At 36.2% G+C, this 11,913-nt stretch carries 12 protein-coding genes; 6 read left to right on the top strand and 6 right to left on the bottom strand.

The genetic code is table 11. The features are described 5' to 3' along the window. Positions 1-61: 61 nt before the first annotated feature. On the bottom strand, positions 62-790 hold the full coding sequence (mtgA, locus tag BCL90_RS02595; protein WP_121282422.1) for a monofunctional biosynthetic peptidoglycan transglycosylase: 729 nt from the start codon (positions 788-790) through the stop codon (positions 62-64). A 187-nt stretch (positions 791-977) separates the two neighbouring features. Between mtgA and BCL90_RS02590 the strand changes: the two genes are divergently transcribed. Then, positions 978-1,787, top strand: coding sequence for a 3-keto-disaccharide hydrolase (locus BCL90_RS02590; protein ID WP_121282419.1), 810 nt, complete (start codon positions 978-980; stop codon positions 1,785-1,787). A 30-nt stretch (positions 1,788-1,817) separates the two neighbouring features. After that, positions 1,818-2,516 (top strand): SDR family oxidoreductase, encoded by a 699-nt coding sequence (locus BCL90_RS02585; protein WP_121282418.1) that lies wholly within the window; start codon positions 1,818-1,820, stop codon positions 2,514-2,516. A 460-nt stretch (positions 2,517-2,976) separates the two neighbouring features. Here BCL90_RS02585 and rplI read toward each other — a convergent pair whose 3' ends face one another. From rplI to BCL90_RS02565, 4 genes are all read right to left on the bottom strand, one after another. Further along, entirely contained in the window at positions 2,977-3,420 is a 444-nt protein-coding gene (rplI, locus tag BCL90_RS02580) for a 50S ribosomal protein L9 (protein WP_025144599.1), read from the bottom strand. Between the two features lie 12 nt (positions 3,421-3,432). After that, positions 3,433-3,696, bottom strand: a complete 264-nt coding sequence (gene rpsR, locus BCL90_RS02575) for a 30S ribosomal protein S18 (RefSeq protein WP_010599582.1) — start codon at positions 3,694-3,696, stop codon at positions 3,433-3,435. Next, on the bottom strand, positions 3,696-4,052 hold the full coding sequence (gene rpsF / locus BCL90_RS02570; protein WP_029283098.1) for a 30S ribosomal protein S6: 357 nt from the start codon (positions 4,050-4,052) through the stop codon (positions 3,696-3,698). Before rpsF ends, rpsR begins: the two co-directional genes overlap by 1 nt. Before the next feature lie 260 nt (positions 4,053-4,312). Then, positions 4,313-4,906, bottom strand: a complete 594-nt coding sequence (locus BCL90_RS02565; RefSeq protein ID WP_134380538.1) for a hypothetical protein — start codon at positions 4,904-4,906, stop codon at positions 4,313-4,315. 182 nt (positions 4,907-5,088) lie between these two features. On the opposite strand from BCL90_RS02565, the gene BCL90_RS02560 reads away from it, so the two are divergent. The 3 genes from BCL90_RS02560 (at position 5,089) to BCL90_RS02550 (ending at position 9,114) form a co-directional block, all read left to right on the top strand. Beyond that, complete coding sequence (locus tag BCL90_RS02560; RefSeq protein ID WP_244095043.1) at positions 5,089-5,952, top strand: AraC family transcriptional regulator; 864 nt, start codon at positions 5,089-5,091, stop codon at positions 5,950-5,952. A 76-nt stretch (positions 5,953-6,028) separates the two neighbouring features. After that, a complete protein-coding gene (locus tag BCL90_RS02555; RefSeq protein WP_121282411.1) occupies positions 6,029-8,332 on the top strand; it encodes a TlpA family protein disulfide reductase in 2,304 nt (767 codons plus the stop codon). A gap of 23 nt (positions 8,333-8,355) precedes the next feature. Then, positions 8,356-9,114 carry a DUF1570 domain-containing protein gene (locus BCL90_RS02550; protein ID WP_121282409.1) on the top strand — a complete coding sequence of 253 codons (759 nt, stop codon included), beginning with the start codon at positions 8,356-8,358 and terminating at the stop codon, positions 9,112-9,114. A 5-nt stretch (positions 9,115-9,119) separates the two neighbouring features. On the opposite strand, the gene BCL90_RS02545 is transcribed toward BCL90_RS02550, so the two are convergent. Continuing rightward, positions 9,120-9,866, bottom strand: a complete 747-nt coding sequence (locus tag BCL90_RS02545) for a DUF3108 domain-containing protein (protein WP_121282408.1) — start codon at positions 9,864-9,866, stop codon at positions 9,120-9,122. A gap of 136 nt (positions 9,867-10,002) precedes the next feature. On the opposite strand from BCL90_RS02545, the gene BCL90_RS02540 reads away from it, so the two are divergent. Beyond that, positions 10,003-11,826 (top strand): DNA polymerase III subunit gamma/tau, encoded by a 1,824-nt coding sequence (locus BCL90_RS02540; protein WP_121282407.1) that lies wholly within the window; start codon positions 10,003-10,005, stop codon positions 11,824-11,826. Positions 11,827-11,913: the final 87 nt, after the last annotated feature.

Here is an 11,913-nt window from a genome sequence, read left to right as displayed (position 1 = left end):
GTCTGGAGTCTAAAGTCCTTAGTCGATAAATGACTTTTGACTCAGGACTTTGGACTATCGACTAAAAATCAAGCGGCCCTAACCTATTCATATTTCTTAAAATCAGGTACTGGCGGTGCCTGATGTATGGGGTTGCGTTTTTGGGTGTCCACCTTCTGGGGTTTGGAAAACACGAAGCAATTAAAGCGGCTTGTTTCTTGGTTAATTTTGTACAGGATTTACCATAATATTCCTGTGCAGCAGCCTCGGCACCATAAATTCCATCGCCCATTTCGATTACGTTTAAGTAAACTTCTAATATTCTCTCTTTACTCCAAAACAGCTCTATAAGTAAAGTAAAATAAGCTTCAAAACCTTTTCTTATCCACGATCGTCCGGGCCACAGGAAAACATTTTTAGCAGTTTGTTGCGAAATGGTACTCCCGCCCTTTACTTTTTTCCCTTTGGCGTTACTGGCAAAAGCTTTTTCAATAGCTTTCATATCAAAACCGATATGTGTTAAAAAGAGCTGATCTTCAGCAGATACGGCGGCCCTTTTCATATTATCAGAGATATCATCAAACTTAACCCATTTTTTTTCCGTTTTAAAAGGTTTCCCATCTGCTTTACGTTCAATGTTTCGTAGTACCATTAAAAGGGTAATGGGTGGATTGATAAAACGCAGCGCGATTACCCAAAACACCGAAACAAACAAAAAATATAAAAATACTTTCGTAAAAATATTGGTAATCTTTTTTAAAAGAGGATGTTTTGCCTTGCTTTTAGCTTTGGTTGTCCGGGTTTTGGCCATGGCCCAAAGGTAATTAAAGAGACTGAAGTTGGGAAATACAGAGTGCTGGAATGATGCGAAATTTTTTAGTCATCACAAAAACCAAAATGCAAAATTCCTGTGGTAAACCCTTAACCTGCATTAAAATCAGTTTGTTTACGTATTTTGTGATTCACATTTTAAAAATAGCGCAAACAGAATTAACCAAATGAAAAAACTAGGCTATCTTTTTATTGCTGTAACACTGTGGGGCTGTAGTACAAGCAAGAACATCAATAACCAATCAGAAAAGTGGATTAAACTTTTTAACGGAAAAAATATTAAAGACTGGAATGTTAAAATCCATCACCACGATTACAATGTAAATTACGGAAATACCTTTAGGGTTGAAGACGGAACAATACAGGTTCGATATGATCAATACGGTGATTTCAATGATCAGTTCGGCCATCTTTATTATAAAACACCATTTTCTTATTATCACCTCAAACTGAAGTACCGTTTTGTTGGCGAACTGCAAAAAGGAGCACCCAGTTACACCCTGCGCAATAGTGGTGTGATGTTCCATTCACAGGATCCGAAAACGATGCCTAAAGAACAAGACTGGCCAATTTCGATCGAAATGCAGTTTTTAGGTGGCTTGAGTGATGGCCGTCCACGCCCAACAGGAAATATGTGTTCGCCAGGTACAGATATTTTTTATCAAGGTAAATTATATGATGGACATTGCCTGGACTCCAAATCAAAAACATACGATGGCGACCAATGGATATCTGCAGAATTAATTGTTCTAGGCGATTCGTTGGTTAAACATATTATCAACGGCGATACCGTACTGCAGTACAGCAAGCCACAAATTGGCGGAGGTGTAGCTAACCGTTACGATCCGAAAATTAAAATTGATGGAAAAGCCCTTAATCAGGGTTTTATTGCCTTACAAAGTGAAGGACAGCCGGTAGATTTTAAAGATATCCAGATCATGGAGCTTCCTCATCACAACAAGAAAAAATCTAATTAAACATTTTACGATATCATACGTTACAACAACATGAAAGTTGCATTAATTACAGGCGGAAGCAAAGGAATTGGTTTCGGCATTGCCGAATCACTTTTAAAAGAAGGCTATAAAGTAGCCATTACCAGCAGGACAATAGACAGCGCAAACCAGGCTGCATCTCAGCTGGTAGCACATGGTGATGTATTGGCTATTGAAGCAGATGTTGTGGATTTTAAATCTCAGCAGGATGCTGTAAATCTGATACTTGAAAAATGGGGACAATTGGATGTACTCATTGCCAATGCAGGTGTTGGTCATTTTGAACCGGTTGATGAATTGGATATTAATTTATGGAAAGAAACCATTGATACCAATTTAACAGGTGTTTTTTACAGCATTAAAGCCTCGGTAGAGGAGATCAAAAAAACAAAGGGACATATTTTCACCATTTCCAGTTTGGCAGGCACGAACTTTTTCGCCGGAGGATCGGCTTACAATGCCAGTAAATTTGGCTTAACAGGCTTTACCCAATCGGTTATGCTCGATTTAAGAAAATATGGTGTAAAGGTAAGTACCATTATGCCTGGATCTGTTGCCAGCCATTTTAACGATCATCAGCCGAATGCTGAAGATGATGCCTGGAAAATCCAACCAGAGGATATGGGCAAATTGATTGTTGATTTATTAGCCATGCCAGCAAGAACACTACCAAGCAAAGTGGAAATCAGACCGACTACGCCAAAGGGATAGTAAGGATGGATGATGTGAGATGGATGATGGAAGATGTTGTTAATTGTACAACATAAATAAATTGTTCATTATTTTTTACTGCGGGAAGCGTTAATTGTTTCCCGTAGACTTTGCTAATTTGATGCCATGTTAGCCTATTTTATATTCGTAATTATTATTTGATAATAAATATGCCCTGACTTTGTTACAAAATATACGACTAATTGGGTTGACTTTGTTACAACAAAATAAATAAATGCCCTGACTTTGTTACAAAAAATACATAAATTTGGGTTGACTTTGTTACAAAATTATCAAAAATGGCATTTAAACGATCTATTGAAGAAAACTTAAATCGATGGAAATATCAAACATAAAATTGCTCACTCAATCGTCTCCATCATTTCTCTTACCTTATCCATTTTCCATAAAAAAAGTCCCGATTTTCATCGGGACTTTTTATTGATTCTTTAAAGAATGCTTATTCAGCGATTACTTCAAAAGGAACCTGAACTTTAACTTCTTTGTGTAAGTTTAAGTTAGCAACATATTCGCCAACAAATTTAGGTTCAGTTTCGAAAGTAATACGACGACGATCTACATCAAAGCCTTGAGCTTTTAATGCTTCAGCAATCTGGATGGTGTTAACCGCTCCAAATATTTTTCCGCTTTCGCCAGCTTTAGCACCGATTGAAAGTTTAACATCAGTTAAACGTTCAGCAACACCTTCAGCATCTTTCTTAATTTTATCTTGTTTAAAAGCAGCTTGCTTTAAATTTTCAGCTAAAACTTTTTTAGCAGAAGAAGTAGCTAATGCGCCAAATCCTTGAGGGATTAAATAGTTACGGCCATAACCTGGCTTTACTGTAACTACATCATCTTTCTCACCAAGGCCTTTAATATCTTGTTTTAAAATAATTTCCATATCTCTAGCCTCCTATTTTAATTGATCAGCAACGAAAGGTAACAAACCGATATGACGGGCGCGTTTAACAGCCTGAGCCACTTTACGTTGGAATTTTAACGAAGTACCGGTTAAACGGCGTGGTAATAATTTACCTTGATCGTTAATGAATTTCAACAAGAAGTTTGCATCCTTGTAATCGATGTATTTAATTCCGTTTTTCTTAAAACGGCAATATTTTTTACGGTTATCCTCTACTTTAGGGGCTGTTACGTATTGTATTTGTTCTCTTGCCATTACGCTGCAACCTCCTTAGTTTTTTTGTTAAAAGCACCACTACGCTTTTTCTCATTGTAAGCAACAGCGTGTTTGTCTAAACGGATAGTTAAGAAACGTAACACACGCTCATCGCGTTTTAATTGAAGCTCTAATTTTGCGATCAAATCTCCTGAAGCTTTGTATTCAGTTAAGTTGAAGAATCCATTTGATTTTTTCTCAATTGGATACGCTAATTTTCTCAAACCCCAATTATCTTCCTGGATAATTTCGGCTCCGTTATCAGTCAGAACTGCTTTGAATTTAGCTAATGCCTCTTTCGCAGCCTCTTCAGATAACAACGGGGTTAGAACGATAACAGTTTCGTACTGATTCATTGTTATAAATTATGTTTTTAATTTTTTAATCCCGAGGTATATTACGGGGATGCAAAAGTAACAATATATTTCTTAAAATCAAATGATTAATGAGAATTTATGAGGTATAATGTAATAAGGTAAAACGGAAGATGGAAAATGTAAACAATGCACACTACCCAATCATCTCACATCATCCATCTTACATCCCTCCATCTTACGTAATGAAAAAGGGAGACTATCTATCCGACAATCTCCCCATATCAATTAGCTGTAAATGTTTAATATGTATCTATCGTTTTAACAAAACTTTCTTCCTTGTACTTCACCACGAAGGTTAATTCTTTAGAATCTGTTTTACCAACATTGAATTTCTTCACCAGCTGCGATTTATCTTGGAATACCTCATTATAAACCACATCATTGTATTCGTTATACACTTTAACTTCCACCGGACTATTCTCCAGGTTTTCAAGGTTAAGTGTAATTACCTGATCTTTTTTAGTATAAACAGGTTTAACTATGTTAGAAATTTTCGGTTCAGAAACAAGCGCTTCGCCGTTTTTGATTACCACATTATATTTTGCAACTTTTACATCCGACTCTACTTTAAGCGTATATTTTCCATCAGGAAGCTCATTCAGATCATAAACTTTACTAGAGGCAGCTGAAGCATGGATGTTTTCTTCAAATAAAACTTCATCATATACATCAATGAGTGATAAATTAACATTTTCTGCTTTATCTACAGAGAAACGAATAAATTTTTCTTTTTCACCTTTTACTTTTAAAGTAAAATCATCATCGTTAGCGTGTACACCCGTAGCAGTAAAAAATAACGCTGCTATTAAACCGATTTTTAAGAACTTTTTCATAACCAATATTTTTTTAGAGTTAATCATTATATGATACCACTAAGGTACGGAGGCCTCTGAAAGATAGGCGATTGCATATTTGCCAATATCTATGCTATATTACCTTTAATTACTCGGTATTTTAACAAAACCTATAATAAAGCATATTTTTTATCTACTTTAGAACAATAATTTTGCAAAATATGAAGCCAAGTTTTGAAGTTGTTGAGCCTTCTTTTGGAAGTTCATTTTATTATTCAAAATATGTAGAGAACGCCAACAATATGGCCCACCTTTGGCATTACCATCCTGAAATTGAAATGGTGTTTGTTAACGGAGGGGCCGGCAAAAGGCAGATCGGCAGTCATGTATCCTATTATACTGAAGGTGATCTGATCCTCATTGGCAGCAATCTTCCCCATTGTGGCTTTACCGATACCAATACCGGAAACAAAAACGAAACCGTTATCCAGATGAAACCTGATTTTTTGGGTGACATCTTTTTAGGTCTGCAGGAAATCAAAGGCATCCATGAATTATTCGACAAAGCAAAGGCGGGAATTGCCTTTGGTAGCGAAACCATGCGGGCCGTTGGCGATAGCATAGAAATGATGGACGATCAGTCGCCTTTTGAAAGACTTTTAACGCTACTCAGCGTATTAAAGGAACTTGAACACGCGAAAGATTATAAAATCTTAAATGCTGACGGATTTTCGATGGAAATGCAGGTGCAGGATAACGACCGCATTAATATGATTTTTAACTACGTAAAAGACCATTTCCAGGAACAGATCAGTTTACAGCACGTGGCGGAAATGTCGAGTATGACGGTTCCTTCCTTTTGCCGTTATTTTAAAAAAATCACCAAAAAAACCTTTACACATTTTGTAAACGAATATCGTGTAGTGCATGCGTCAAAGCTTCTGGCCGAAAAACCCATCAGCATTGCCAATATTTCTTATGAAAGTGGCTTTAACAACTTTAGCCACTTCAATAAATTATTTAAAGAATTTACCGGCAAAAGTGCTTCAGAATATAGGCATGAATTAAAATCATTGATCAAATAGTTTACAACTCTTATTTAACAGAATTTAACGGACAATAACCCGTTTTTTAGTTATACTTGTTTTTCAATCTAAAACAATGAAAAACAGCTCTCTACTGAAAAAGACCGCCCTGGCTTTCTTTTTATCTTTAATTACAATTACTGTATCTGCTCAAAAAACAATTAACAGCCCTTCCGTTGGCTTCAACAGCAACGGTTCAACGCTGAAAATCACAAAAATAGTAACATCAGATACCGCTACTGTGTTATGGTTCACCATCACCTACCCTGCTGGCCAATGGATCAGGATACCAAAAGATACTTACCTCCAGGACAATGTTGGCTCAGCTAAGTATTATATCAAAAAAACAATTGGGATACCATTAGCATTACAGTATTTTATGCCAAAAGAGGGTGTAGTGTCCTATCAGCTCATTTTCCCAAAAGTAAATGCAAAAGCCACAAGTATTGATTATGGAGAAGAAGGCGACAATGCATGGAAGATTTACGACATCGCTTTAGCAGAAAGCAAAAGCTTACTTCCAAACGCTATTTATACAAGCTGGTATAACAAAAACAACAGTAATCTCGAAGTTGCTTTTTTTAATAAAGAAATTGTTTACAATAATAAAATTTGGTCGTATAAAAATATCGTTAAAAAAACCAACAGCGCTAATACCACTATATCTATTACCAACGGAAAAGAAACAAAACAGCTCTCAATTAGCGGATTAAAAAACAACACGATCAACCTTACCATTGATAATAAAACAGTTCAGTTAAGCAAAAACCAGACAGATTGTAAAAGAATCATTCAAAAAGAAACCTATAAACTTCCTATCTTCAAAAACGATAGCGCTATTTTTAGTGGTTATATTAAAAACTACAGTCCGAAATTGGCTACTAAAACCCTGATGTTGTACATAGACAATATTATATCGGGAGAACAGGAAAACCAGATTATAGAAATCCAGAAAAACGGTTATTTTTCAACCAAGGTAGGGATTTATCACCCCGAAAGAGTTTTCCTGAGGTCGGATATAGGCAATGAGAATGACATCTATCTGGAGCCTGGTAAAGATCTTTTTGTTATTATCGGTGATGAAAAAACCAGATATGCAGGTGAGCTGGCACAATTAAATGAGGATCTTTCGCTTTTAAATAAAACTGATTTATTCAACTATGAGGACCTCCAAAAAAGAATAGTTGATATGAAACCAAACGACTATAAAACTTATTTACTCGACCTTCAAAATACGGAACTGTACAAATTAGATTCAGTACGCCAACTTGGAACCCTTTCAGAAAAAGCATACCAGATCAAAAGGTTAGATATTATTTGCGGTTATGCCAGCCATATTATAGAGTACAACTGGAATTATGAATCTGCGAATAAGGACACTAAAAAGAAGGCAGAAAAATATCCCGATGACTACTATAATTTTTTCGATCAGAAAATCATCAACGATGAACTTTCTGTAATCAGCGGAGCCTACAATACTTTTATTAACAGATTTAAATTTTTACCAGGAATAAATCCTGAAAGATATAGTTATACTTATAATTATGCTGCTATGTTTAATACACTCAAAGACAACAATATAACGCTTACCGAGCTGGATAAATCTTTCGAAAAACTGATATCATCAGACGGACTTTCATTGAAAATAGATAGTACTGAGAAACCCATACAAGATGCATGGCTCAAAGAACATGATGATTTTATTAAAATCTTTAACACTAAAAATGCTTCAAATTATTACCTCAAATTAATCGATTCGGCGTTTAACATTAACAAGGGGATTTTGGTTGACATGATGAACGCACAAGATATTTCCGGGCCAATTGTTACCCAACTGTCGCCAATTAACGGGAACAATTTACTTTATGCCCTATCAGATATTAATAATCAATTTCTAAAAGATTATATCAAACTCCAAAACAACGAAACTCAGAAACAGCTCATTGCCAATAAAAAAAATGGAGGATATTTTATAAATCAAACACCAAAAGTAGAAGCGGATAAAATTTTAGATAACATTATCAGCAAACATGCAGGCAAGGTTATTTTAGTTGATTTTTGGGCAACATGGTGTGGCCCTTGCCTTAACGGAATTGCAGAAATCAGGCCTTTGAAAGAAGAAATGAAAGATAGCAATGTGGTATTTGTTTACATTACCGATGAAAGCTCACCTTTAGCTACTTATCAGAATTTAGTACCCACTATAAAAGGACAGCATTACAGGCTAAAAAATGATGAATGGCGTTATTTAGCTGATAAATTTAAAATTACAGGCATTCCGCATCAAGTGCTGATTAATAAAGAAGGTAAAGTGGTAAACCCCGCTTTGGGATTTTTGGATAAAGGACAGATCAAAAAACTTTTAGAAAAACACTTGTGATAAAGAGGCTTAAGACGGTGAACATGAACAAATTTATCCTGCTTGTAATAGCAAATATCATCAGCCTATCTCTTTACGCCCAATATGTAGAGATCAATCTGGTTAATTGCAAAATAAACGACAACGAGCAAAAGAAAATAGAAAAACTGATTGCTTACGAACGCATGTTCTGCAACGAAATTTTTGAGACAAGAGAAAACATTACCGCCCCGGTAAAAATAAACCTCTATGGAAAAAATAAAGATTACCGGTTAGCGCAAAAAACATACAGCGCACCAATAAATAGTGCCGGATTTTATATTGCCGCAATTAACGAAGCCTTTGTATACAAGAGCAGCGATTTCATTTCGGTAGCACTTCATGAGGCCAGTCACAGTATTTTTCAGTTTAATTTTAAAAATTCTCCCAAATGGTTAAACGAAGGATTAGCAGAGTTTTTCGAAACGCTGGATTTTGACAGCGAGGGGAATTTATACGCTTACCCGCAAAGCAGCAGAATTAAGAGCATAAAAGCAGGAATAGATTCGAAAGACAGCGAAAGGTTAAAAAATTTCTTTAAAATATATAGCGGTTCGTTTTACGGGCATGGTATAGACGACAATTACAACACAGCCTATAGTATGATCTACTTTTTTATAAAATCGAAAAGAACAGACCTGCTTAAAAAAATAATAAAACTTAACACTCAAGGCTACGATACCGAAAAATCGATTGAACTAACTTTTGGCAGTTTTGACAAGTTTGAAGAAAGATATAAACAGTTTTACAACCTGTATCATTAATATAATCAATATTGCTTCACTTTTATACGGTAGTTACCTTTATAATATTCTTTCATTTTAATTACCTCTTTTGATTTCTCGGTTAACCAGAAAATAGCATAACTTTCTTTGCTGTAATTAATTTTAAGCAGCCAGCAATTAGCTGTTATATCTGCATTCAATTTCAAATTATCTTTGCCAACCACTTCATAACGATGATAGGATGCTGATTTTTCGTTAGGATCGAAAAAGGAAATATCAAACTGCTGGCCAACTTTTTTAATTGGCAATAATGGGTAAGTTTCTAAATCCTGCTCCCACGAAATGATCGGAATATCTAATTTAACCGGACCTTTTTTGATTGCATCATTATTTTTTACGGTGTCAGATGGCTGCATCAAGCCATTTTTATAATCGTATGCAAAAACGCCTCTGCGTTTATAACTGGCGTAATGACAAATTGGAGACATTGTTTTTCGGTCACAGATGTTTGTTACTGTGGCGAAAAGTGAATCGTTGTGAAGCCATTTCCAACCAAATTCTACAACTTCATTTTTATCTCTTTTTTTAAAAGCAGTTGTTCTCTCCCATATATCTCCAATAGTCCGTTTCGCTTCAAGAGAATCAGTCATATAAACCAGGTAACTGTTTTTTCCCTCTTTCAGATTGCTCATCACCAATTTATGGTTTTGTGCATTTATAGTATCAACCTGTGCCATCGAAGTGCCTGCAAAAGACAACATTATCGCGCCAATAAAAATTAATATCCTCATTTATAAAGTTTTACAATTAGATTAATTTTATCATTAAATGTTACGCAATCTTTTACAAATCATTTCAGTATTTCAACTTTTCCACATTCCAACTTTTCAATCTTACAACACCTAAATTTTTCCTATTTTCGTGCCGATGGAAAATTTTATCGTTTCTGCCCGTAAATACCGCCCAGCCACCTTCGAAACCGTTGTTGGCCAGCAGCATATTACCGGTACGTTAAAAAACGCCATTAAAAACAATCAGCTTGCCCAGGCATTTTTATTTTGCGGACCTCGTGGAGTGGGTAAAACAACCTGCGCACGTATCCTTGCTAAAACCATTAACTGTACCAACCCTACAGCAGATATGGAAGCTTGTGGTCAATGCGACAATTGTCTTTCTTTTCAGAACGGACATTCCTTTAATGTTCACGAATTAGATGCGGCTTCAAACAACTCAGTTGATGATATCCGTAGCTTAATTGAGCAGGTTCGTATACCGCCGCAAGCGGGAAAATATAAGATCTATATCATTGATGAGGTTCACATGTTATCGCAGAGTGCATTCAATGCATTTCTGAAAACATTGGAAGAACCGCCTTCTTATGCTATTTTTATCCTGGCCACTACCGAAAAACATAAAATCCTGCCGACTATTTTATCGCGTTGCCAGATTTTTGATTTCAACCGTATCCAGGTCGAAGATATTGCCAGCCACCTGTCAACCATTGCCCAACGCGAAAATATTGCTTTCGAAAGTGATGGTTTACACATTATTGCTCAAAAAGCAGATGGTGGTTTGCGTGATGCGCTTTCAATGTTTGATCAGATTGCCAGTTATGCCAATAAGAACATTACCTATAAAGCAGTAATCGACAACCTTAACATTTTAGATTACGATTACTTTTTCAAACTTACTTCTTACCTAACCGCTGCAGAAGTTAGCCAAACCCTGCTCCTGTTCGATGAAATTCTAAACAATGGTTTTGATGGCAACAACTTTATCAATGGTTTGGCCAGTCACTTCCGGAACCTATTAGTAGGTAAAGATGCCGCTACCATTAAATTGTTGGAGGTGAGTGAAAATATCAAACAAAAGTACCTTGATCAGTGCAGGCAAACAGAATTATCGTTTTTATTAACGGCATTAAATTTGGCCAATACCTGCGATCTGAATTACAAGAATTCTAAAAACCAGCGTTTGCAGGTAGAGTTGGCACTGATTAAGATGTGCCATATCAGGTCGGTCGTCAATCTAGCTCAACAGCCTTTAAGCCCTAATAACACAGCAACTGACGTAGATCAGGATAAAAAAAAAACTAATGTCGTAGCTGAGCCAGCTGAAAGCCCAAAGCCTAAAGTTGAGGTTGAAAATACGGCCCAAGCTGCAGCACCTGTTGTTAATGCTCCTGTTTCACCTAATATACCAGTAACAGAAAAGCCAAAGGAAAGTCCACGGGTTGGTCCACCACCATCTACCACTTCCATCAGCATCAATATTCCAAAGACAAACGCAATCAGTACACTCATCCCTTCGTTAAATGATTTGGAACGTGTAGCCCAGGGAGATGATGATGATGGACCCAAAAAAGTTACCGGCGATGCCAGAGAACCATTCAGTTACGACCGTTTACTGGAGGTATGGAATGCCTTTACCCAAAAGATGAAAGCCACTGACCGGATTAATCTTTTTACCATCTTAAACAATTTTGCCCCTACACTTTTAAGTCCTCAGCTAATCGAGATTTCGGTAGAGAGTAAAACGCAGGAGCATCTTGTACAACAAGAGTCTGTTGAACTTTTAAATTTTTTACGGAACGAGCTTAGAAACTTTGGTGTTGAGGTTACTTATAAGTTAATGGAGCGCAAGATAGAAAACAGGCTCTACGGAAATCGCGAAAAGTACGATTATCTCGTAAACAAAAATCCAAAGCTGGACGAATTACGCCGGAGGTTTAATTTAGATATTAATCCGTAAATATGAATAGTTTTTTAACCAAAGCAAAAAGCAGGATCACACTTTTAGTATAACCCTGCTTTTCTATTTATGGTTGTTTCGTCAAAT

The sequence above is a fragment of the Pedobacter alluvionis genome, from assembly GCF_003664035.1.
Taxonomy (GTDB): domain Bacteria; phylum Bacteroidota; class Bacteroidia; order Sphingobacteriales; family Sphingobacteriaceae; genus Pedobacter; species Pedobacter alluvionis.
Note: the sequence above shows the minus strand (reverse complement) of the source record. Positions and strands in the feature narration are given on the sequence as shown.